The following is a 22954-nucleotide window of genomic DNA, read 5'->3' as shown; positions in this document are numbered from 1 at the left end:
TCGCAGGACGTCGCGGCTCGGCCTTCGCCGGTGCACGAAGGCCGAGCCGCGTTCCCGCGCGTGAGTCAGGCGCACGCCCGGTGCGTCTGCTCCACTTCGGCCAAGGAGCGCAGGATTTCGCGTGCCACGGCGTCGTTCTTCCGGAAGCCCGGCGAGTTCGTGTGCGGACGCGCGAAGGCCGCCATCGCCCGGCCGCTGGTGTAGGTGCCGAGCGCGTAGCGGCGGGGATGCGCCCGGCCCTCGCGGTTCAGCACCCTCGCCGACTCCTGAGTCACCAGCAGTCGTCCTGTCACGTGCCGGAAATCGCCCTCCACCAGCGTTTCCTCCACCGCCGCCCCTCGTTCGAGCAGGCCACGGAGCAACGCGTTGCGGCTGCGCCGCATGGTCGGCGCGGGAAGCTTCGCCTCGACCAGCGCGCGGGCGCGCACCACGTCGCCGGTGCTCGCACCGCCCGCCTCGAACTCCCCGTCGACTGCCCGCACCCACATGCCGGCCCCGACGAACGACACCACCCCCGCTCGCGACAGGGCGAGCAGCTGCCGCAGGCGCGGGCCGGGCGGCCCGCTGGCGAAGTAGTTGAAGAAGCCGTAGAACCAGCCGTCGAGCTGCCGCACGTGCGAGCGCGCTCCGAGCTTGTCGAAGACGGCCGGAAGCTGACCGTAGACCGAGAGCAGCGCCAGGAAGACGCCGAGGTCCGCGCTGTGGCGCGGATCGTCACTGCGAGCCAGGTCGGCGGTGATGTGCTCCCGCACGGCCGCCTGCAACTCCTCCCGGCCGCTGAAGGACCGGCCCGCCAGCGGCCGATCGAGCGCCGGCACGTCGAGCCGGTCCTCCGGCTTGGGCACCGCGTCGGTCACCAGCGCCGCGAGTTCCGGGGACCCCGGCGGGAGCCGCGCGTAGCGCTCGGAGAACTCCTCCCAGCTCGTGGTTGCGCGGTCGGGGTGCGCGGTGAACAGCTCGTGATAGTGGCCCCAGCCGAGCTCCTTCTCGATCAGCGGCCACACGTCGCGACCGAAGTCCGCACCGCGCGGCAGCCGGTCGATCTGCTCGGGCCCGAAGAACCGCGGATAGCGGGGACGCGGCCCCTGCAGGCCGTAGCCGATCTTCGAGCGGTAGGGCACGCCCCGGCGGGAACCGACGTGGATCCTCGGTTCCTGCCCCGACGGCAGGTAGGTCAGCGTGCCGTCCCGCGACCGCCGGTACCGCCCGCCGCGACCTTCGGTGAGCAGCACCATGAGGTCCACGAACGCCAGCCCGAAACCCCGCATGATCACGTCCTCCCCCGGCGGCAACCGGTCGAGGTCGGCATCGGCGGAGTACTCGGGAGCGAGGTAGAACAGGCCGTGGCCGCGGGCGAAGTCGCGAAGCCGCGCGTGTTCGCCGCCGGGTTCGGCGTCCGTGTGCCCCATCGCCAGCACGACGATGTCGGCGACCAGGTCCGCGCCCTCGGCCAGCCGCACCCGCTGTCGCCCGCCGGGCAGGTCTTCCAGGTCCACCACGTCGTCCTCGTGCACCCGCACCGACACGTTGGCCGGCAGCGACGAGACCACGCGGTCGAAGAACCAGGACAGGTAGGCGCTCTGCACCTGACGGCCCGCGAAGGTCCGCCCGGTCATGGCTCGGACCTGTCCGGCGATCCGCTCCGGCAGATCGTCCAGCGGTCCCGGCGATCCCGCCACCTCCAGCTCGACGGCCTCGCGGGCCCACTCGCTCAACGACGGACCGCCGCGGACCGGGCCCTCGCACCGCACCGAGGAATCCAGGAACATCGTGACGTCCTCGGCCATCGAGTTCATCCACAGCAGCTCCGACTGGTCGGCCCGCCACAGCCGCCCGGCGCCCGGCGGATGCGGGTCCACCAGGTGCACGGTCAGCTCCCCGGTCGTGAACAGCTCCGGGGCGCCTGCACCGATGCGCTCCAGCAGGCCCGCACCGCGCGGGCCCGCCCCGACGATCACCAGGCGGGCGCTCACAGCACCCGGTCCAGGAACTCGCGGGTCCGCCGCTCGCGCGGGGCGCCCAGCACCGAGGCAGGCGAGCCCCTCTCGACCACCCGGCCCGCGTCCATGAACACCACCGAGTCGGCGGCTTCCCGCGCGAAACCCATCTCGTGGGTCACCACCAGCATCGTCAGGCCGCCGGCGGCCAGCTCCTCCATCACCGACAGCACCTCCCCCACCAGCTCCGGGTCCAGCGCGCTGGTCGGCTCGTCGAACAGCAGCACCTTCGGCCGCATCGCCAGCGCGCGTGCGATCGCGACGCGCTGCTGCTGGCCGCCCGAGAGCTGCCTCGGGTAGGAGTCCGCGCGGTCGGGCAGCCCCACGAGCCGCAACACGTCGCGAGCGCGCTCGACCGCGTCCTTCCTGGACAGACCGCGCACCCCGATCGGAGCCTCGACCAGGTTCTCCAGCACGGTCATGTGGGCGAACAGGTTGAAGTCCTGGAAGACCATGCCGATCTCGGCGCGCTGCCGGGCTATCGCCCGGTCCGGCAGTTCGTGGAGCCTGCCGCCGGATTCGCGGTAACCGACCAGCGCCCCGTCGACCTCGACGGTGCCTGCGTCGATCTTCTCCAGGTGGTTCACGCACCGCAGCAGGGTGCTCTTGCCGGAACCGGACGGACCGATCACGCAGGTGACCTCCCCCTCGGCCACCTCCAGCGAAACCCCGCGCAGCACCGGTGTCGCGCCGAAGCTCTTGTGCAGGTCGCGCACGCGCACCATCGCCGAAGTCCCCATCAGGCGGTTCCTCCCTGCCTCGCGGCGCGTGCGGCGAGATCCCGCCACGCGGAGCGCAGTCGCCGCACCGGCGTCGGTGGCAGACGGCGTTCGGCGCCGCGCGCGTAGTGCCGCTCGACGTAGTACTGGCCGGTGGTGAGCACCGTCGTGACGACGAGGTACCAGATGCACGCCACCAGCAGCAGCGGGATGACCAGGTAGTTGCGGTTGTAGATGATCTGCACCGAGTAGAGCAGGTCGTGCACCGCGATGACGCTGACGATCGAGGTGCCCTTGAGCGTGCCGACCAGCAGGTTGCCCGACGGCGGGATGATGGCCCGCATGGCCTGCGGGAGCACGATCCGGCGCAGCACGCGCGACTTGCGCATTCCCAGCGCCTGCGCGGCCTCGGTCTGCCCCACGTCGACCGAGAGGATGCCGCCGCGCACGATCTCGGCTGCGTAGGCGGCCTCGTGCAGCACCAGGCCGATGATCGCGGTGGTCGTCCCGCCGATCAGGTTGACGGTGGAGACGGTGAACGGCGCCACGCCCAGAACCGGGTACAGCGCGCCGATGTTGAACCAGAACAGCAACTGCACCAGTAGCGGGATCGATCGGAACAGCCACACGTAGCCCCAGCTCAACCCTGCCAGCACCGGGTTGCCCGACAGCCGCATCACGGCCAGCGCGGTGCCCAGCAGGAAGCCGAGGACCATCGTCACGGCCGTGAGCCACAGGGTCATCAGCAGCCCGTGCAGCACGGCGGGCGTGGTGAAGTACGCGCAGACGACCTGCCACTGGAAGTTCGGGTTCGTCAGCACCGACCGGACCAGCAGCGCCAGGAGCACCAGCACGACGGCGGCGGCCACCCACCGCGCGCGGTGGCGCAGCGGTACGACTTTCGGCGGTGCGGTCACGACGTCGGGAACACCGACATCGTCGACCGCCCGCAGATGGGAACGGGTCATGGTTTCCTACTCGCGGGAAGGGAAAGGGACGGACGGCACCCGCCGCCGTCGACCACGTCCCTCAACGCGGTCGAGCCACCACCGGCCTCGTGATCGACGATAACCCCGCGCACCGCCCGGTCAAGCCGCCGCACGTGGGCCGTCCCAAGGGGTGGCCGCCGTTGACCGCCCCGGCCGCGCGCGGAATCCTCGAACCGTGACGTACCAGCCCCGCTTGGTGACGCGGCCCCACATCGACCTGGGGCTCGTGTGGTCGGCTTCCTGTAGTCGCTGACCGCACCGCTGGCCCCGGCCATCCCTCAGACGCCCGGCGCTGCGCGCCGAGCGCCGGCCGGCCGACGCCCGTTCTGCTCCCTCCCGCCGCACCACCGCATCCTGCCCAGCGGACGCCGTCCGCGACAGGCGACGTCATGCCTGTTTGAGTTCCTGGGAATCGGCGCCACCAAAGATTTCCACCGAAGGCGAGCACCACGACCGGGCACTGTGGACTTCGAGGCGTCATGTCTGCGCCCCTCCGTCACCGCTTCCTGAGCCGTTCCACCGCACAATCGAGGAAGAAACTCCGATGAGGACCTGGCACCGACCAGCAACACTCACCGCCGCGCTCGGCCTGACCGCACTGCTGGCAGGCGCCTGCGGCACGGCGCCGGCGACCGCGCCGGGCCTGGACGTCCACACCGACGTTGTCTCGGCGATCCAGAAGGACGAATCGATCGCGGCGCTGCTGCCCGAGGAGACCCGGCGCAGCGGCGTGATCCGCTTCGGCTCGTCGATCGGCGGCTCGCCGCCGGGGGCGTTCCACGCCGAGGACGACGGCACCGCCGTCGGCCAGGACATCGACATCGCCGATGCCGTCGCAGGGGTCCTGGGCGTGCGGGTCGAACGCGAGGCCGCGGCGTTCGAGGCGGTCCTGCCCGCGCTCGGCAGCGGCAAGTACGAGGTCGGCACCGGCAACTTCGGGGTCACCGAGGAACGCAAGAAGACCATCGACTTCGTCACCTACATCAACGACGGCCAGGGGTTCGCCGTCCGCCGGGACAGCGACCTGCCGCCGGTCACCGACGTGACCCAGCTGTGCGGCCGAACGGTCGGCACGTCGGCGGGAACCACGTTCGAGGCCACGCTCAACGCGCAGCGCGACCGCTGCGCCCGAAGCGGCCGGCCCGAGTACCAGGTGCAGGTGTTCTCTGAGCAGAGCGCGCTGTACTCGGCGCTCAACCAGGGCAAGGTCGACGTGCTGATGAGCACCATCAACGGTCTGCGCTACGGCGTCGCCCAGCAGCCGAACCTGAAGTTCCTCAACGAGTTCCGCCGCCTCGACGTCGGGTTCGCGGTGCGTAAGGCTTCACCGCTGGCCCCTGCGTTGCAGGCGGCGGTGAACAAGCTGATCCAGGACGGCTCCTACAAGCGCATCCTGGACAAGTGGGGCACCGCCTCGTCGGCGATCCCGGAGTCCCGAACCAGTCCACCCGAGATCACGTGAAACGGAGCAGCGGCCGGGGCGAGCGCCCCGGCCGCTGCTCCGATGGTCCGCGGAGTTCAGGCCGAGCGGCCCAGCACGGTCTCGTGCGGCACGCCGTCCAGCGCCTTGCGGAACTGCGCGAGCACGTCCTCCAGCGGCGCCGCGCTGTCGGCGTGCAGGGACAGTTCCTCGTCGAGGCCGAGGATGTGCTTGTCGAGCAGGAAGAAGCTCTGCACGACGTGGCGGGGCCCCAGCGACTGCACCACCGGGCGCAGTCCGTAGTCCAGCGCCAGCACGTGCGCGACGCTGCCGCCGGTGGCCAGCGGCAGCACCGCCTTGCCCGCGAAACCGAACTGCGGCAGCAGGTCCAGGAACACCTTCAGCAGACCCGAGTAGGCCGCCTTGTAGGTCGGTGTGGCCAGGATGATCCCGTCCGCCCGCTCGACCTGCGCCACCGCGGCGGCCACGTCGGGGTCGGCGGCGTCGGCCGACAGCAGCGGCCGGGGCGGGAGCCGGCGCAGGCGCAGGTGTTCGGCGGCGATGCCCCCGCCCGCCAGGCGGCGCGCGAGGTGGTCGCCGACCCGTTCGGTCTTGGACGTCGCGGAAGGGCTCCCCGAGATGATCAGGACGTTGGACACGCGTGCTCCTCTGATTCGCTGAAGTTCGCCGCGGTCCCGCGGACGACCGCGCGATGTCAGCGCACCGGCGAACGCGCGTGGTCGTCGCGGGGACCGCGCCGCCACGTCGCGCGGCGGCCGGGTTCAGGTCAGTCGCGACACGCCTGGCTCGACACGCGGAGCTGGTCCACGTACCTGCGCCTGGTGCAAAGAGCGGAAGTCATCACGCTCCCATCGTCACCAGCGCGGGGAAACGGTGTCAACACGACCGAGGGGCGTCCCACGAGCCGGACGGCACCCGCGGCGTTCGTCCTAACAGGATCATCCGATGTCGTCGTCGGCGACTGACCGCACGGCCACCGTCTTGGTCCGCGTGTAGGCGAGCAGCCCCTCGAAGCCCTTCTCCCGGCCGAATCCGGAGTTCTTGACCCCGCCGAAGGGCAGCTCCACGCCGCCGCCCGCGCCATAGGTGTTGACGAAGACCTGCCCCGCGTCCAGTTCGCGGGAGATCCAGTGCGCCCGGCCGACGTTGCGGGTCCACACCGCGGCAACCAGGCCGAAGTCGGTGCCGTTGGCGATGCGCACCGCCTCGTCGAGGTCGTCGAACGGGGTCACGGCCAGCACCGGACCGAAGATCTCCTCCCGGGCGAGCAGCGAGTCCGGGGCCACGTCGTCGACCAGCGTCGGCTCGAAGAAGTACCCGTCGTCCAGGCCGGGACCCTCCGCCGCCCGGCCGCCGGTGACCAGCCTGCCGTCCCCCGCGCCGTCGCCGACCAGCCCCGCCACGCGCTCCCGCTGGGCGGCCGAGATCAGCGGCCCGAGGTCCGGGTCCTCCAGCGCCGGGCCCAGCCGCAACGCCCGGAAGCGCTCGGCGATCCCGTCGACCACACGCCGGTGCACGTCGCGGTGCACCAGCAGCCGCGAGCCCGCCGAACACGTCTGCCCGCCGTTCTGCACGATCGAGTTGACGATGGTGGGCAGCGCCAGCTCCAGGTCGGCGTCGTCGAAGACGATGTTGGGGCTCTTGCCGCCGAGCTCCATGGTCGTCGGCACCAGGTTGCGGCCCGCCGCGGCCGCCACCAGCCGCCCCACCTCGACCGAGCCGGTGAACGCCAGGTGGTCGACCGGGGCCGCGGCCAGCGCCGCGCCGGCCTCCTCGCCGAGACCGGTCACCACGTTGAAGCAGCCGGCGGGCACTCCGGCCTCCAACGCGATCTCGGCAAGCCGGACGGCTCCGAGCGACGCCTCCTCCGCGGGCTTGATCACGCAGCAGTTCCCGGCGGCCAGCGACGCCGCGGCCGAGCGCGCGGTGATCTGCAGCGGGTAGTTCCAGGGCACGATGTGCCCGGTGACACCGTGCGGTTCGCGGTGCACGAACACCTGGTTGTCGCCGACCTGCGGAACGATCTCGCCGTGCAGGGCCTCCACGACCGAACCGTAGAACTCGAAGTACCTGGCCGCGGCGGCGACGTCGGCCCGGCCCTGGCGCAGCGGCTTGCCGGTCTCGGTGCTCTCCTGGACCGCCAGATCCTCGGCCTCCGCCCGGATTCGGTCGGCCACGGCACGCAAAAGCGAGCCCCGCTCCGACGCCGGCCTGCGGCGCCACTGCCGCCGGAACGTCTCCCGGGCGGTCGCGACCGCGGTGGCGACCTCGGCCGCACCACACCTCGCCAGCCTCGCGACGACCGCACCGCGCGACGGGTCCACGTCGTCGATCCAGCCCTGCCCCGCCAGGCGGTCGGCGCCGATCAGAGCGCTCACCTCGGCCGGACGGGCGGGGGACGGCAGCAGCTCGGTCACGTGGGCACTCCTCACACCAGAAACGTCCCCTGCACGATGTCATCCTGCGGGCCGCGGTTCCAGGGGAGAGCCGATCTTGATCGCCGGACGCGAGGTAGTTCTGTTTGACAAGCCGCCGAGCCGCTTGCGGTGTGGGACGCCAGGCGCCCCACTACGCAAGCCACGTCTGAAACACGTACTAACTCGGTCGGTCTCCCTCTGGCTTGGTCAGGTCGGGCGCGAACTGCGCGAGCGACACCTCGGTCGCGGCGGTGATCTCCTCGGCGGTGGCGGTGCCCGACGAGTCGACAACCGCTGCCCACTCGTGCACGGACCCCCGCGAGAACTCCTGCGTCTCCAGGGAGTTCGCGGCCGCGACCGGGTCCTCGACGACGTGGCCCGCGAGGAACAGCCCCAGGCCCATGACCGCTCCGTCCCAGCCGGGCCCGACGTACAGGGAGCCGGCACCGCTGCCCGCGAGCTCGATGGGCACGGTGTGCGCGAGCTCCAGCACGGTGGCGTCCCCGTCGGCGGCCAGCCGCAACTCGACGATGCTGGTCGCGGAGCCGAAGGTGACCCTGAGCCGGTTGGGCGCCTCGCAGACCAGGATCTCGCCCCCGGCGTTGCCCTCGAGCTGGAACGACCCGCCGGGCCGCAGGTCGCCGCTGACCGGGAGGAACCAGCGCCGCAAGCGCTCCGGGTCCGTCACGGCGTCCCAGACGTCCTCGACCGGCGCCTCGTACTGGCGCCGGACCAGGACTTCGACGACCTCCCCGCTGGTGGTCGACAGCCTGCCGACCTCGCGGTGGATCGCCTTGAGCTGACTGGCGATATCGATCATGCTCGCGGATCTCCCTGCACGCCGGACGCGGACGGGGAGCAGCATCACAGCAAGCACTTATATAAGTCAAGAGTGATGTTGTTATGCCCGGCGGGCGGGCATCCGCCGACAGTCGCTCGGCGGCACTCAGGCCATGTCATTGATCTTCCACAGCCGCTCAGCCGCCGGGCTCCCGGTGGTGGGCGACCACGTCGTGCGCGGCCGACTGCGCGGGGTGGGCGTGCACCAGCACCGCACCCATGCGCGGCAGGGCGTGCAGGAGCCGGTGCTCGGCCTCGTGGGCGATGCGGTGCGCCTGCGCGAGGCTCAGATCCGGGTCCACGTCCAGCTCGGTCTCGGCGTGCAGGCTGTGGCCGACCCAGCGCATCCGCAGCCGGCCGACACCGCGCACCCCCGGGGTGCCGGCCAGCGCCTCCTCCGCGCGCCGGACGTCGGCGGGGTCGACCGCGTCGAGCATGCGGCCCAGGACCTCCTTGGCCGCTCCCCGCAGCACCGACAGAATCGCCACGGTGATGAGCAGTCCGACGACCGGGTCTACCCACCACCAGCCCAGCGCCGCGCCACCGGCCGAGAGCAGCACCGCGAGGCTGGTGAACCCGTCGGTGCGGGCGTGCAGGCCGTCGGCGACGAGCGCGGCCGATCCGATCTGCCTGCCGACCCGGATGCGGTAACGGGCGACCAGCTCGTTGCCCGCGAAACCGAGAACACCGGCGGCGGCGATCCAGCCGACGTGGTCCACCGGCTGCGGCTCGACGAGCCGCCGGACCGCCTCCCAGCCGGCCAGCACGGCCGAGACGGCGATCACCAGCAGGACGAGCAGTCCGGCGAGGTCTTCGGCTCGCCCGAGACCGTAGGTGAAGCGCCTGGTGGCGGGCCGCCGCGCGAGCAGGAAGGCGATCGCCAGCGGCACCGCCGTCATGGCGTCGGCGAAGTTGTGCAGGGTGTCGCCGAGCAGCGCGACCGATCCGGTGAAGGCGACCAGCACCGCCTGTCCGGTCGCGGTGAGCACCAGAACCCCGCAGGACAGCCACAACGCCCGCATCCCCTTGCGACTGGCCCGCATCGCCCCGTCGACCATCTCCGACGAGTCGTGCCCGTGCGGGGTCGCGGCGTGCCGCAGCCTCGCCAGCCAGCCGTGGCCGTGGCCGTGGCCGTGGCCGTGGCGATGACCGTGTCCGCGTCCGTGTTCGTCACCCACTGCACGACCTCCTCGGGCTCGGCACAACGCTACGTCCGGGAACCCGTGCGCGACAACGGCGCAACTACCACCGACGTGCAACAACGACTCAGTCCGATGTGGACGCGATCGGGGCGTGCCCGGCACTTCGCGACTCCAGCGAACGCGGCTCGGACAGCGATCGCGCGAACACCCACGCCAGCACCGGGAACGCGATCAGCACGCCGAGGGCCACCTGCAACGACGCGTGCTCCGCGATGGCGCCGACGGCCGGGGCCGCCACCCCGCCCACGCTGACCGCCAGCCCCAGCGTCACACCGCCCGCCGTGCCGACCCGGTTGGGCAGGTAGTCCTGCCCCAGCGTCACGTGCAGCGAGAAGGGGACGTAGAGCAGGATCGCCGAGGCCGCTACGAAGAAGTACACGGCATGCCCGGGAACGAGCACCACCCCGGCGACCGCGGGAACGGACGCGGCGTAGGCGATCCGCAGCGTGCGGACCCGGCCCCACACCTGGACGAGCCTGCCACCGAGCAGAGTCCCCAGCGCTCCCCCCGCGAACAACACGAACAACGCCACCGCGCCAGCGGTCTCACCGCCGGCCACTCGCTGCTGCACCCAGAGCCCCACGAACGCGCTGAGTCCGATGTAGACGATGGAGCGCAACACAACGATCGCGGTCAGCCGCGCGAAGGCCGGCCAGTCGTCCCTGCCGCTGCGGACCGCCGGCCCGGCCGCGGCCACCGGACGAGCCAGCGAGCGCAGGACTGCCGTGGTCAGCGCCGCGCCCAGCAGCGCCGGGACGAGCAGCCAGGGGGTCGCGCCCAGGCCGCCCGCCGACAGCAGCGGCGCCACGATGGCCGGCGCGAGCGCGAACCCGATGTTGCCGCCCACCGAGAACCAGCTCATGGCCAGGTGGTCGCCACGGGACACCGAACGCACCAACCTCGCCGACTCCGGATGGTAGGCCGCCACGCCGAGCCCGGAGAGCGCGATCGCGAGCCACGTCAGCGGGTAGGACCCGGCGGGTCCGGCCAGCGCGACGCCCAGGCCCGCCGTGGTCATCGCCACCGGGATCAGCCAGCTCAGCCGGTGGCGGTCGGTGAGCGCTCCGAACAGCGGCTGCACCACCGACGACAGCAGCGTCGCGGCCATCACGATCCCGGACACCGCGACGTATCCGTAATCCCGTTCCAGCACCAGGAACGGCACCACGGCGGGCACCGCTCCCTGGTAGAGGTCAACGCAGGCGTGGCCCGCGGCCATCAGCCGCACAGCCCTCTTGTCGTTTTCGAGCACCCCGCGATCCTCGGACCGCGCGGCGCTGTCCCGCTTCCGATAAACTGCCAGGTTGTGTCGCAAGACCGCCACGAGCCCGCGCACGGCAGGCGGGTGCGCCACGCACCGGAGGCGCCCACCGCGCTCAGATACCTGCCCGCGGGCTCGGGCGTGGACGCGCACCGGCACGACGACCACCAGATCGTCTACGCCGGACGCGGTGTGCTGGCGGTGACGACCGAGGCCGGCAGCTGGATCGCACCCGCGACCCGGGCGGTGTGGGTGCCCGCGGGCACGGTGCACGAGCACCGCGCCTACGGTGAAACGGACCTGCACACGGTGGGCCTGCCGACGACCGACAACCCGTTGCGCCTGAGCAGCCCCGCGGTCATCGCGGTCGGCCCGCTGCTGCGGGAGCTGATCCTGGCCTACACCGCGGGCGAGCACCACGACGACGGCGAGCGTTCGCGGATGCGCGCCGTGCTGCTCGACCAGCTCCGGCACGCTCCGCGGCAGCCGATCCGCCTCCCCGCCGCCCGGGACCCGCGGCTGGCGGCGGTCTGCGCGATCCTCGACGACGATCCCGCCGACCCGCGCACCCTCTCCGCGCTGGGAGCCCAGGTCGGGGCGAGCGACCGCACGCTGAGCCGGCTCTTCCGCGCCGAGATGGGCATGACGTTCCCGCAGTGGCGGACGCAGCTGCGCCTGCACCACGCGCTGCGGATGCTCGCCGAGGGCAGCGCGGTCACCGAGGTCGCGCGCCGCAGCGGGTGGGCCACGACCAGTGCCTTCATCGACGTGTTCCGCCGCGCCTTCGGCCACACTCCCGGTTCCCGGCTAACGCTGCGCTGACCCCGCGCTCAGCGCGCCACCCTGCGTGCGGCGGCACCCGCTCCGAGCAGCAGGACGAGTGCGGCCAGGCCCCATCGGCGCTTTTCGGCGGTGTCGTGCGCCTGCTCCTCCGGCTCCTCCTCGCGCTCGGGCCTGAGCGGCCTGTCCGGCGCGGTCGGCGGGTCCGCCGGAGGCGGTTCCGGAGGTGGCGGGGGCGGAGCCGGCGGCGGGTCCGCGGCCGGGGGAACACCGGGAACTGGCGCGGGTACCGGCGGCGGAGGAGGTGCAGGTGGCGGGGGCGGAATCGGCGGCGGAGGTGCAGGTTCCGGCGGCGGTGGCGGAGGCGGCGGCGGGTCGGCCGCCAGACAGCCCGCCGCGTCGGAACTCGCCATGGGCGGCCCCGACTCCAGCAGCCGCGCGGAGCCGTCCCGCTCCACGCGGTACAGCCGGCTTCGCCCGCGCACCGCGTTCGCCGTGACGTACAACGCGTTTCCGGGACCGAAAACCGCCGAGCCGAACTCTCGGGCCGACGCGATCCGGACTTCGGCTACCACGTCCGCGCTGCCGTCTGAGGGATCGATGGCGACCACGAGCGGCCGGCCCACGAGACCCGAGGTGACGCCGTGCAGCAGGCCGGTGGCGGGATCGACGTCGAAGTCGTCCACCCACGACAAGGGGTGCAGCGGGACCGCTCGCACGACTCGCAGGTATGCCGGGCTTTCCGGATCGATGTCCACTGTGTACAGGATGGCGTGGTCGCGGATGTACCAGCGTTTTCCCGAGACCGCTCCGGCACTGGGGGCGACGAAGCGGTGCGGGCCCCGCAACGGCCCCAAGTCGGCGGTGCGGCCGGCGGGGTCGATGGTCACCACGTGACCGCCGTCGGGGTAGGCGCCATCGCGATCCCGGGCCGCCACGCCGTAAACCAGCCCCTGCACGGCGGAGTAGCCGATCGCGTTGACCCGATGGCCGAGCAGGCGCACGCCGTTGCGCGCGCCCGATGGCAGCTCCACCGCCGAGAGCGTCGACATCGCCACCGGCGTTTCGCTGTGCACGCGCAGCATCGTGCACCGGTCAGCGGTACCCGCCACCGGCACCAGCGGCGCGGAGGTCAGCGCGACCACCGCCACCACGACCGCCACCCGGGCTGCGGTTCGGATAACCATCGGTTCAGCCGAGCCTGGCCAGCGCCCACCGGAAGGCGTCCGGCTCGATCCACGACCCACCGCCGAAGGGGTTCTGCAGCTGGTAGATGGCGAACAGCAGCAGCGTCAGCACCCCGGCCAGCGTGGACACGACGATGATGTGGGTGAACATCCTGGTGCCGCCGAAGAGGTTCGGCAGCAGCACACAGATGATGCTGCCCGCGATCAGCACGAACCACACCACCGCCACGACCCCGCTGTCGAACGCGGTGTTGAGCCGCTCCTGACGCTGCTCGTAGAGCTGGTCGAGCCGGGTGGTCGCCTCGGACTTGCGGCCCTCCTGCCAGTCCCCGTCCGCCTCGGCGCGCAGAACCGCGTCGCGCAGCAGGTCGAGCTGCGCCCACCCGGGTCCGGTGACGTCGGCCCCGGTTCGCATCTGCGGCCACTCCTGCCCCACGACGATGTCGGCGTACTGCTTGCCCAGCGCCCGCACCTCCGACCCGGCAGTGCCGGGCAGCGAGTCCACCGCCCAGGAGACCGCCACCAGGCTCTCGGCCTCCTCGTAGGTTCCGTCGCGCGCCGAGCCGACGGTGTCGAACAGAGTGATCAGCACGAACGCGACCACCACCGCATGCAGGCCGCTGACGATGGTGAAGACCTGGCCGGCGGCGTCGTTGTTGCCCGGCCGTCCCTCGTCCTGGCCGAACCGGCGGACCAGGTACGCCACGACGGCGGCCGCCAGCACCGCCCCGGCGACGCAGAGCGAACCGCTCAGGTAGACGCTCACCGGCCGCCTCCCGGTCCGGCGGCGGCCTCCCCGCCTGCCACGGACGGCCTGCCGCGCTCGGCGACCAGCAGATCACCGACCTCGCAGTCCAGCGCCGCGCACATCGCGTCGAGGTCGCCGAGTTTGAGGCTGCTCGGAGTTCCCGACCACAGGTTGGACATCTTTCCGGCCGAAATCACCAATCCGGCCTCGGCGAACTTGCGCTGGAGTTCACCGGCCTTCCATATACCACGATGTGCCGCCACCAACCGCAGATTCCACTTCACGACAGCAGTCCTCCCCCAACCCCGGCCACCACCGGTGACGATGTTCGACTTCGACGACGGCGTATCACGAATCCCGAACGGGAGTCGGTGCGCTGTTGCAGTGCCTACCAGGAACCGGACCCTACATCCAACGAGAACGACGCGTTGATCCCCGAAACGTGGAATGCGAAACGACGGCACATGCCCCGACTGGAGCAGCGCGCACCGCGTTCGTCCACGTACGGTCCCGCGCAATTGGTACATCCGAGTCCGGAGACACAGCAAACGGCTTTTACCCGACTATCCCGATAATAAATCGGAACAAGCGCACGCAAGCGGCGTTCGGGTGACAGTGGGAGCGATCTTCGACACTCAATTCCGACCAGCACATGACGCACTTTCGGGTGACTGTACGAGTCCGAACGGCGGTGCTAGCGTCGCCGTCGTCAACAAAGATCGCCGAGCACCGGCACGATCAGCCCAGCACGGTCGGCTCAATTCGCATAAACCCGACGCACCACAAACCCGGCGCGCGGATCCCGATAATCCCGCGAACAATTCCCTTTCCGCACTCGCGCACTGTTGTCACCACCAAGATTGGCGGTATTCACTGTGACTGCAACGGATCCGCTCACGTCAGGTTCGGACGTGGAAAACGGGCGTTCCCAGCTGAGCCTGGGCACGGCCGCGGCGCGGAACCTGGCCACCACGACCAAGTCCGCGCCGCAGATGCAGGGCATCACCTCGCGCTGGCTCCTGCGCATGCTGCCCTGGGTGCACACCCCCGGCGGGACCTACCGGGTCAACCGCCGGCTGAGCTACGTCATCGGCGACGGCAGGGTCACCTTCACCAACACCGGCGCCGAGATCCGGGTCATCCCCAACGAGCTGTGCGAGCTGCCGCTGCTGCGCGGCTTCGACGACGAGGACGCGCTCACCGCGCTGGCCGACCGGTTCCGCCAGGAGGAGTTCGCGCCCGGTGACGTGATCGCCGAGGCGGGCCGGCGGGCGGACACCGTCTACCTGCTGGCGCACGGGAAGGTCAACAAGATCGGCAGGGGCGAGTACGGCGACCAGACCGTGCTCGACGTGCTGGCCGACGGCGAGTACTTCGGCGCCCAGGTGCTGGGTGACGGCGACTCCGACTGGGAGTACACCATCAAGGCCGTCACGCCGTGCACCGTGCTGAGCCTGCACCGCGACTCCCTGCAGGAGCTCAACGGCCACTCGGAGTCGCTGCGCGAGCACATCCAGCAGGCTCTGGCCGGCCCGAGCCGCCCGCACAACGACGCCGGCGAGGCCGCCATCGAGATCGCCTCCGGCCACAGCGGCGAGCCGCAGATCAGCGGCACCTACGTCGACTACGAGCTCAAGCCCAGGGAGTACGAGCTCAGCGTCGCCCAGACCGTGCTGCGGGTGCACAGCCGGGTCGCCGACCTTTACAACCACCCGATGAACCAGGTCGAGGAACAGCTGCGGCTGACCATCGAGGCCCTGCGCGAACGCCAGGAGAACGAGCTGGTCAACAACCGCGAGTTCGGCCTGCTGCACAACGCCGACCTCAAGCAGCGCATCCACACCCGTACCGGCCCGCCCACCCCCGACGACATGGACGAGCTGCTGGCCCTGGTGTGGAAGAACCCCGGCTTCTTCCTGGCCCACCCGCGCGCGATCGCAGCGTTCGGGCGCGAGTGCAGCAAGCGCGGCGTCTACCCGCAGACGGTCGACATGGGCGGCCACCAGGTACCCGCCTGGCGCGGGGTGCCCATCCTGCCGTGCAACAAGATCGGGGTCAGCGACACCCGCACCAGCTCCATCGTGCTCATGCGCACCGGCGAGCAGGACCAGGGCGTCATCGGCCTGCACCAGACCGGACTGCCCGACGAGTACCGGCCCGGCCTCTCCGTGCGGTTCATGGGCATCGACGACAAGGCGCTCATCTCCTACCTCGTCAGCGCCTACTACTCGGCGGCCATCCTCGTCCCGGACGCGGTGGGCGTGCTCGAACACGTCGAGATCGGCCGGGAAGACTGAGGACATCGGTGATGCCGGCCCCCCAGCAGCGGCAGCCGTACCGGCTGCCCGAGTTCTACCTGCCCCGGCCCGCGCGGCTGAACCCGAACCTCGACGCCGCCCGGGTCCGGTCCCGGCGGTGGGCCGAGGAGATGGGCATGCTCGGCTCCCTGGCGGAGCCGGCGGGTGAGCAGGTCTGGACGGGGGAGGACTTCGACCGGCACGACTACGCGTTGCTGTGCGCCTACGCGCACCCGGACGCGAGTGCTCCCGCGCTGGAGCTGGTCACCGGCTGGTACGTCTGGGCTTTCTTCTTCGACGACCACTTCCTGGTCCGCTACAAGCAGACCGGGGATCTCGACGGAGCGCGGGCCCACCTGCTGGGGCTGGCCGAGCTCATGCCCGTGGGGCCCGCGGACGCCGCCCCCGCCGCGACCGGTCCGGTCGAGCGGGGCCTGGCGGACCTGTGGGCCCGCACGGCACCGGAAATGCCGGCGCGGTGGCTGGTCCGGTTCGCCGCGAGCACCCGGGAGCTCCTGGAGAACCGCCTCCGGGAGCTGACCGGCACCGGACGCTTCGCGGTGCCCAACCCGGTCGACCACATCGCGATGCGCCGCGAGGCAGGCGGCGCGTCGTGGTCGGCCACGCTCGTGGAGTACGCCGTCGGTTCCGAGCTTCCCGACGTGGTGGCGGGCAGCAGGCCGATGCGCGTGCTGCGCGACAGCTTCTGCGACAGCGTGCACCTGCGCAACGACATCTTCTCCTACCAACGCGAAACCAGTGAGGAGGGCGAGCTCTGCAACGGTGTGCTGGTCGTGGAGCGGTCCTTCGACGCCGACCCGCAGGAGGCCGCCGACACCGTCAACGACCTGCTGACCTCGCGGCTGCACCAGTTCGAGAGCGTCACGCTCACCGAGCTGCCCGCGATGTTCGAGGAGCACGGGCTGAGCCCGGTGGAGCGCGCCGACGTGCTGGACTACGTCAAAGGGCTGCAGGACTGGCAGTCCGGCGCTCACGAGTGGCACCTGCGCTCCGGCCGGTACGCCGTCCCCGGCGGAGCGGAGCCGCGGGAGCCACGGCGTTTCCTCAGTGGACCGCACGGACTGGGCAGGTCGTCGTCGCACCTCGGTTCGCTGCTGCGGACCGCGCGGCCGGGGCTGCCGATACCGCACGGCCAGCTCAGGTACGCCCGGATCGCGGTGCCGCCGATGAGCTCGACGCACCCCGTGCGGACCAACCCGGAAGCCGACACCGTTCGCGCCCATGCCAAGGAGTGGGCGCGCCGGATGGGCATGCTCGACGGTTCCGGCGTGTGCTTCGACGCGGCCGACTTCGGCCTGTTCTCCGCGATGGCGCACCCGGACTCGACTGGTCCGGAACTCGAGCTGGTCAACGACTGGCACGTCTGGGGGTGGTTCTTCGACGACTTCTTCACCGAGGTGTTCAAGCGCAGCAGGAACCTGGCCGGGGCGGAGGCGTTCCTGGCTCGGCTGCCCGGATTCATGCCGGCCGACACCAGACGAACGCCGGCAACGGCCAACCCGGTGGAACGCGGCCTCGCCGACCTGTGGGCGCGCAGCACGCCCGTGCTGGCCACACAGCTGCGACGCCGTTTCCCGGGGCATGTGCGGGAGTTCGTCAACAGCTGGCTGTGGGAGCTGGACAACCTGATCCAGAACCGCGTCAGCGACCCGGTGGACTACCTGCGGATGCGGCGCCGGACCGGCGGGGCGGCCTTCCGCGGCGCACTGGCCCGGCACACCCTCGGTACCGGACTGGCTCCCGGGGTGTTCGACACGCCGGAGATGCGCGCGCTCCACGAGAGCTGGGCGGACGTCGGCCCGCTGCGCAACGACCTGTTCTCCTACCACAAGGAGGTCGGCCGGGAAGCCGAGGTCACCAACGGAGTCCTGTCCGTGCAACGGTTCTTCGACTGCGGCCTGCAGCAGGCGGCCGGCGTCGTCGCCGACCTCGCCGAGGTGCGGCTGCGCCGGTTCACCGCCGTCGCCGAGCAGGAGGTGCCCGCGCTGTCCGAGCGGTTGGAGCCGGGCCGGGCACCGCGCGAGGAGCTCGACCGCTACGTCGCGGGCCTGCACGACTGGCTCTCGGGCGAGCTCGCGTGGTCGCGGGTGACCGGCCGGTACCAGGAGCCGGCGGTGAGCGAGGTCGGCGCGACCACGCCGCCCACCCCGCTCGGCATCACCGGTGCGGCCGGTTGACGACCCGTACCTGACCTCCACTCGTCCACCCGCAACAGATAGGTGGTTGTGCTTTGACTGTCACTGAGCCGGAAACCGCGGTCGACGGCGACGCCTCGCTGAGCCTTGGCACCGCCGCGGCGCGCAAACTGGCCACCACGACCAAGACCGCGCCGCAGATGCAGGCCATCTCGCCACGATGGCTGCTGCGCATGCTGCCCTGGGTGCAGGTAACCGCGGGGACCTATCGGGTCAACCGGCGGCTCACCTTCGCGCTGGGCGACGGGCGGGTCGAGTTCACCAGCACCGGGACCGAGGTCCGCGTGATCCCGCAGAAGCTGCGGGAGCTGCCGCTGCTGCGCGGCTTCGATGACGACTCGGCGCTGGGCGTGCTCGCCGACCGCTTCGTCCAGCGCGAGTACGAGGCTGGCGATGTGGTCGTGGCCGCGGGTTCGCCTGCCGACCAGCTCCACCTGCTCGCCCACGGCAAGGTGGCCAAGATCGGCAGGACCGAGTACGGCGACGACTCCACGCTCGGCGTGCTGGCCGACGGCGACCACTTCGGGGCGGAGGTCCTCGGCGGCCGGACTGGCTCCTGGGCCCACAGCGTCAAGGCGCTCACCCGCTGCACCGTGCTGACCATCGACGAAGCCGCGATCAGCGAGCTGACCGAACAGTTCCAGGACCTGCGTGCCCACATCGAGCACATCCGCGACGGCACGCCGCGACCGCGCAACAAGCACGGCGAGGCCGCCATCGACATCGCCGCCGGCCACCGCGGGGAGCCGGCGCTGCCCGGCACGTTCGTCGACTACGAGCTGGAACCGCGGGAGTACGAGCTGGGTGTCGCCCAGACGGTCCTGCGGGTGCACAGCCGGGTCGCCGACCTCTACAGCAAGCCGATGAACCAGGTCGAGCAGCAGTTGCGGCTGACGGTCGAGGCGCTGCGGGAGCGGCAGGAGAACGAGCTGGTCAACAACCCCGACTTCGGCCTGCTGCACAACGCCGACCTCAAGCAGCGCATCCACACCCGCAGCGGCCCGCCCACCCCCGAGGACATGGACGAGCTGCTGTCCAGGCGGCGCAAGACGGAGTTCTTCCTCGCCCACCCGCGTGCGATCGCGGCCTTCGGCCGCCAGTGCAGCAAGCGCGGCCTGTCCCCGCAGAGCCGCACCGTCGAAGGGACCTCCGCGATCACCTGGCGCGGGGTTCCCGTCCTGCCCTGCGACAAGATCCCGATCTCCGAGTACGGCACCACCTCGATCCTCGCGATGCGCACCGGCGAGGAGAGCCAGGGCGTGGTCGGCCTGCACCAGGCCGGGATCCCCGACGAGTACGAGCCGAGCCTCAACGTGCGGTTCATGGGCATCGACGAGCAGGCGATCATCCGCTACCTCGTCAGCGTCTACTTCTCGGCAGCCGTGCTGGTCCCCGACGCGCTCGGCGTGCTGGAGCACGTCGAGATCACCCGCTGACGAGAGGTGGCAGGCCATGGCCATCGTGGAAACCCCCCATGCCAGGTCCGCCCGCGAGACCCTGGCCTGGAGCCGGGAGCTGGTGGATCCGGGGCTGCGCGCGGCGGTGAACACCCTCGCCCCCGCGATGCGGCTCGTCGCCGGCTACCACTTCGGCTGGTGCGACGAGCACGGCACGCCGACGCGGACGCAGGGCGGCAAGGCGATCCGGCCCGCCCTGGTGGTGCTCGCGGCCGAGGCCGTCGGCGGCTCGCCCGCGACGGCGCTGCCCGCCGCCGTGGCCGTCGAGCTGGTGCACAACTTCTCGCTGCTGCACGACGACGTCATGGACGGCGACCTGACCCGCAGGCACCGCGCGACGGCGTGGCGCGTCTTCGGCAACGGCCCGGCGATCCTGGCCGGTGACGCGCTGCTCACGCTGGCGTCCGACGTGCTGGCCGCCAGCGGGCACCCGGCGGCGAAGGCAGGCGTGCGGATGCTCAACACCGCGGTGCTGGACCTGGTCAACGGCCAGGTCGCCGACCTCGCCTTCGAGAAGCGCGACGACGTCGGCGTCGCCGAATGCCAGGCCATGGTGGCGGGCAAGACCGGCGCACTGCTCGGCTGCGCGTGCGCGGTGGGCGCGGACTTCGGCGGCGGCAGCGCCGAGCAGGTCGAGCACCTGCGGCGGTTCGGCGAGCGCCTGGGACTGGCCTTCCAGCACGTCGACGACCTGCTCGGGATCTGGGGCGACCCGGAGACGACCGGCAAACCGGTGCATTCGGACCTGCGGACCCGCAAGAAGTCGCTGCCGGTGGTGGCCGCACTCACCTCCGGCACCGCCGCGGGCGAGCAACTGGCCGAGCTCTACCACCGGCCGGAGCCGCTCTCCGACGCCGACCTCGCCCGCGCGGCGGAGCTGGTGGACCGCGCGGGCGGCCGGGACTGGAGCCGGCGGCAGGCCGACGAGCTGCTCCAGGCGGCGCTGGGCGCGCTGTGCGAGGCGGCACCCGAGAACCGGCCCGCCGCCGAGCTCGGCGCGCTGGCCCGGCTCGCCTCGCACCGGGAGAGCTGAGCCGGCCGAACCGTCCGTCGAGGACGACCGAACGTGCGCCGACCGGGGCACTCCCCCTTCCCTGCCCCGGTCGGCGCACACCCTCTCGCCCGGACATCGCTCTCCGGCAAGCGAATCGACGTCATCCAGGCGCAGCGACGAACCGTCAGCAGTCCACTGAGGACCAACCGGGTCAGCCGCAGCAGGCGGCCAGACCGGCGCGCAGGAGATCGAATCCCCGGCCGGCCTCCCGGACCGCGTCCGGGTGCCGCTCGTCCGCGCCGCGCCCCTCCGCGAGCAGGCGATGGTTCTCCAAGGCGAGCAGGCGCAGGACGGTGGTGATCTGCCCTGCGGCGAGCAGGCACGTCAGATCGTCGGCGCCGGTCGCCGTGCGCAGCTCGTCGGCGAGCGCCCGCGTGGAGCGGTCGGCGAACTGCGACAGGCGCGCGACCAGGGCGGGTGTGCCGTAGACCAGACCGCTGAAAGCCAGCACCTCCCGGGCGTCGCAGAGTCCGGTGATCGGGTCGCGCTCACGCAGCCCCGCCAGGAAGTGCTGGTGCAGCGCGTCCAGGGGTGAAAGCTCCGCGCGTTCGCGCACCACCCGCGCGGACTCGTCGACGTGGTCGGCGAAGCGGTGCAGGACCAGGTCCTCCTTGGTCGGGAAGTAGTTGAACAGCGTCGGCTTGGACACCTCGGCGGCCGCCGCGACCTCGGCCACCGACACGGCGTCGAACCCGCGCTCGACGAACAGCCGGATAGCTGCGTCCGAGATCGCCTGGCGCGTGCGCTGCTTCTTGCGTTCCCGTAGACCCGGCTCGCTCATGACCGTCATGCTAGCCCAGCGCAAGACTCGGTCAATCAGTTATCCAATACTAATTTTTAACTTGGTTAATCTTCATGTCATGCTCTCTCCGACCGGTGCGGCAGAGCACCGCCGGAGACGAGAGGGATGACATGACGAGGACGACGGCCTCCACCGCGGAGACCGGACACCGGCGCTGGTGGGGCTTCGCCCTGGCCAGTGCCGCTCAGCTCATGGTGCTGCTGGACACCACGATCGTGAACATCGCGCTGCCGTGGGCACAGCGCGATCTCGGGCTCTCCGACGCCGACCGGCAGTGGGTGGTGACCGCCTACATGCTGGCCTTCGGTTCGCTGCTGCTGCTCGGCGGCCGGATCTCCGACGCGCTCGGACTGCGGCCGAGCCTGGTCGTCGGCGTGCTCGGCTTCGGCGCCGCGTCGGCGGCGGGCGGGGCCGCGGTCGACGCCGGGATGCTGATCACCGCCCGCGCCGCGCAGGGCGCTTTCGCCGCGTTGCTCGCGCCGTCGACCATGGCAATGCTCACGGCGCTGTTCACCACCCCGCGGGAACGCGCCAGGGCGCTCGGGCGGTTCAGCGCGGTCGTGGGAGCCGGCGGCGCGCTCGGTCTCGTGGCGGGTGGGCTGCTCACCGGTTACCTGGACTGGCGCTGGTGCCTGTACGTCAACGTGCCGGTCGCCGTCCTCGTGGCCGCCCTGGCTCCGGTGTTGCTGCCGAACCCCGCCGGGCACAGCGGCGTGCAGCTCGACCTCATCAGCGCGGCACTCACGACCACCGGAATGGCCGCGCTGGTCTGGGGAATCGACGAGGCGAGCACTCAGGGATGGGGTTCGCCGGTGGTCGCCGGTCTGCTCACCACCGCGCTCGCCCTGCTCACCGGTTTCGGAGTGCGCCAGGCACGGTCACGCGATCCGCTGCTGCCGCCGCACATCGTGACCGACCGGCGTCGCACCGGCGCCTTCTGCGCCGTCGCGCTGACCATGGCCGCGATGTTCGGCACCATGCTCGTACTGACCTACCAGTTGCAGGGCGTGATGGGCTACTCGCCGCTTCGGACCGGCCTGGCGATGCTGCCCGGCTCGGCGCTGGCGATGCTCGTCTCGTCGCAGGTGTCCGGGCGGCTGCTTCCGAGGCTCGGCGCCCGGCCGCTGGTGGTGCCGGGCATGCTGCTCACCGCGTCCGGACTGGGATGGCTGACCCTGCTGACTCCGGACAGCACGTACCTTTCGGGCGTCCTGCCCGCGCAGTTGCTCTTCGGGGTCGGCACCGGGCTGGTCATGACACCGAGCATCGGCACTGCGCTGTCCGGCGTCGATCCGCGGGACGCCGGCGTCACCTCCGCCCTGGTGAGCACGGCCCAGCAGATCGGCGGCACGACCGGTATCGCGCTGATGAACACCGCCGCAGCAGCGGCCTCGGTGGCGTACTCGGGCGCGTCCCCGGTCGCCGCGCAGGTGCACGGCCACGCCGTCGCGGCGATGTGGGCGGTCGGCTTCGTGCTGGCCGGGGCGGTGGTGGCCGGGCCGCTGCTGGGCGGCAGGCCGCGGTCCTGACCCGGCGACGTTATCCTT

At 71.6% G+C, this 22954-nt stretch carries 19 protein-coding genes; 7 read left to right on the top strand and 12 right to left on the bottom strand.

Annotated features, from left to right (window positions below):
- Positions 1–65 precede the first annotated feature (65 nt).
- Genes HUO13_RS19105 through HUO13_RS19095 form a run of 3 tightly spaced genes read right to left on the bottom strand, consistent with a single transcriptional unit; the run spans position 66 to position 3684 of the window.
- The gene (locus HUO13_RS19105; protein ID WP_211896496.1) at positions 66–1973 is read right to left on the bottom strand and encodes an FAD/NAD(P)-binding protein; all 1908 of its coding nucleotides are present in this window, start codon (positions 1971–1973) and stop codon (positions 66–68) included.
- Positions 1970–2737, bottom strand: coding sequence for an amino acid ABC transporter ATP-binding protein (locus HUO13_RS19100; RefSeq protein ID WP_282973752.1), 768 nt, complete (start codon positions 2735–2737; stop codon positions 1970–1972). The genes HUO13_RS19105 and HUO13_RS19100 overlap by 4 nt, the downstream gene beginning before the upstream one ends.
- Positions 2737–3684 (bottom strand): amino acid ABC transporter permease, encoded by a 948-nt coding sequence (locus HUO13_RS19095; RefSeq protein ID WP_211896495.1) that lies wholly within the window; start codon positions 3682–3684, stop codon positions 2737–2739. The genes HUO13_RS19100 and HUO13_RS19095 overlap by 1 nt, the downstream gene beginning before the upstream one ends.
- Positions 3685–4249: 565 nt before the next feature.
- On the opposite strand from HUO13_RS19095, the gene HUO13_RS19090 reads away from it, so the two are divergent.
- Positions 4250–5167 carry an ABC transporter substrate-binding protein gene (locus HUO13_RS19090; protein WP_211896494.1) on the top strand — a complete coding sequence of 306 codons (918 nt, stop codon included), beginning with the start codon at positions 4250–4252 and terminating at the stop codon, positions 5165–5167.
- A gap of 56 nt (positions 5168–5223) precedes the next feature.
- On the opposite strand, the gene ssuE is transcribed toward HUO13_RS19090, so the two are convergent.
- The 5 genes from ssuE to HUO13_RS19065 all read right to left on the bottom strand — a co-directional run bounded on the left by ssuE (position 5224) and on the right by HUO13_RS19065 (position 10857).
- Positions 5224–5784 carry an NADPH-dependent FMN reductase gene (gene ssuE, locus HUO13_RS19085; RefSeq protein ID WP_211896493.1) on the bottom strand — a complete coding sequence of 187 codons (561 nt, stop codon included), beginning with the start codon at positions 5782–5784 and terminating at the stop codon, positions 5224–5226.
- Between the two features lie 300 nt (positions 5785–6084).
- On the bottom strand, positions 6085–7563 hold the full coding sequence (locus tag HUO13_RS19080) for an aldehyde dehydrogenase family protein (protein ID WP_249123864.1): 1479 nt from the start codon (positions 7561–7563) through the stop codon (positions 6085–6087).
- 178 nt (positions 7564–7741) lie between these two features.
- Complete coding sequence (locus HUO13_RS19075) at positions 7742–8383, bottom strand: SRPBCC family protein (RefSeq protein ID WP_211896492.1); 642 nt, start codon at positions 8381–8383, stop codon at positions 7742–7744.
- Between the two features lie 157 nt (positions 8384–8540).
- The gene (locus HUO13_RS19070) at positions 8541–9581 is read right to left on the bottom strand and encodes a cation diffusion facilitator family transporter (protein WP_211896491.1); all 1041 of its coding nucleotides are present in this window, start codon (positions 9579–9581) and stop codon (positions 8541–8543) included.
- An 88-nt stretch (positions 9582–9669) separates the two neighbouring features.
- Complete coding sequence (locus tag HUO13_RS19065; RefSeq protein ID WP_249123863.1) at positions 9670–10857, bottom strand: MFS transporter; 1188 nt, start codon at positions 10855–10857, stop codon at positions 9670–9672.
- A gap of 54 nt (positions 10858–10911) precedes the next feature.
- Here HUO13_RS19065 and HUO13_RS19060 point away from each other — a divergent pair, with 54 nt between their 5' ends.
- Positions 10912–11688, top strand: a complete 777-nt coding sequence (locus HUO13_RS19060; protein WP_211896490.1) for an AraC family transcriptional regulator — start codon at positions 10912–10914, stop codon at positions 11686–11688.
- Positions 11689–11696: 8 nt separating this feature from the next.
- Here HUO13_RS19060 and HUO13_RS19055 read toward each other — a convergent pair whose 3' ends face one another.
- From HUO13_RS19055 to HUO13_RS19045, 3 genes are read right to left on the bottom strand one after another with little or no spacing between them, the layout of a single operon-like run.
- Entirely contained in the window at positions 11697–12833 is a 1137-nt protein-coding gene (locus HUO13_RS19055) for a DUF6923 family protein (protein ID WP_211896489.1), read from the bottom strand.
- Between the two features lie 4 nt (positions 12834–12837).
- On the bottom strand, positions 12838–13599 hold the full coding sequence (locus tag HUO13_RS19050) for a DUF4239 domain-containing protein (RefSeq protein ID WP_211896488.1): 762 nt from the start codon (positions 13597–13599) through the stop codon (positions 12838–12840).
- Positions 13596–13844 carry a helix-turn-helix domain-containing protein gene (locus HUO13_RS19045; RefSeq protein WP_249123862.1) on the bottom strand — a complete coding sequence of 83 codons (249 nt, stop codon included), beginning with the start codon at positions 13842–13844 and terminating at the stop codon, positions 13596–13598. The genes HUO13_RS19050 and HUO13_RS19045 overlap by 4 nt, the downstream gene beginning before the upstream one ends.
- Positions 13845–14456: 612 nt before the next feature.
- Here HUO13_RS19045 and HUO13_RS19040 point away from each other — a divergent pair.
- Genes HUO13_RS19040 through HUO13_RS19025 form a run of 4 tightly spaced genes read left to right on the top strand, consistent with a single transcriptional unit; the run spans position 14457 to position 20584 of the window.
- Entirely contained in the window at positions 14457–15878 is a 1422-nt protein-coding gene (locus HUO13_RS19040; RefSeq protein ID WP_432757755.1) for a family 2B encapsulin nanocompartment shell protein, read from the top strand.
- Positions 15879–15889: 11 nt separating this feature from the next.
- Positions 15890–18076 carry a terpene synthase family protein gene (locus tag HUO13_RS19035; RefSeq protein WP_211896485.1) on the top strand — a complete coding sequence of 729 codons (2187 nt, stop codon included), beginning with the start codon at positions 15890–15892 and terminating at the stop codon, positions 18074–18076.
- Positions 18077–18129: 53 nt separating this feature from the next.
- Positions 18130–19530, top strand: coding sequence for a family 2B encapsulin nanocompartment shell protein (locus HUO13_RS19030; protein ID WP_211896484.1), 1401 nt, complete (start codon positions 18130–18132; stop codon positions 19528–19530).
- Between the two features lie 16 nt (positions 19531–19546).
- Positions 19547–20584 (top strand): family 2 encapsulin nanocompartment cargo protein polyprenyl transferase, encoded by a 1038-nt coding sequence (locus HUO13_RS19025; protein ID WP_211896483.1) that lies wholly within the window; start codon positions 19547–19549, stop codon positions 20582–20584.
- 172 nt (positions 20585–20756) lie between these two features.
- Here HUO13_RS19025 and HUO13_RS19020 read toward each other — a convergent pair whose 3' ends face one another.
- Positions 20757–21395 (bottom strand): TetR/AcrR family transcriptional regulator, encoded by a 639-nt coding sequence (locus tag HUO13_RS19020; protein WP_211896482.1) that lies wholly within the window; start codon positions 21393–21395, stop codon positions 20757–20759.
- A gap of 122 nt (positions 21396–21517) precedes the next feature.
- On the opposite strand from HUO13_RS19020, the gene HUO13_RS19015 reads away from it, so the two are divergent.
- Positions 21518–22936 (top strand): MFS transporter, encoded by a 1419-nt coding sequence (locus HUO13_RS19015; protein WP_211896481.1) that lies wholly within the window; start codon positions 21518–21520, stop codon positions 22934–22936.
- Positions 22937–22954: the final 18 nt, after the last annotated feature.

Origin of the sequence: Saccharopolyspora erythraea, assembly GCF_018141105.1 — a bacterium.
Lineage (GTDB): Bacteria > Actinomycetota > Actinomycetes > Mycobacteriales > Pseudonocardiaceae > Saccharopolyspora_D > Saccharopolyspora_D erythraea_A.
Note: the sequence above shows the minus strand (reverse complement) of the source record. Positions and strands in the feature narration are given on the sequence as shown.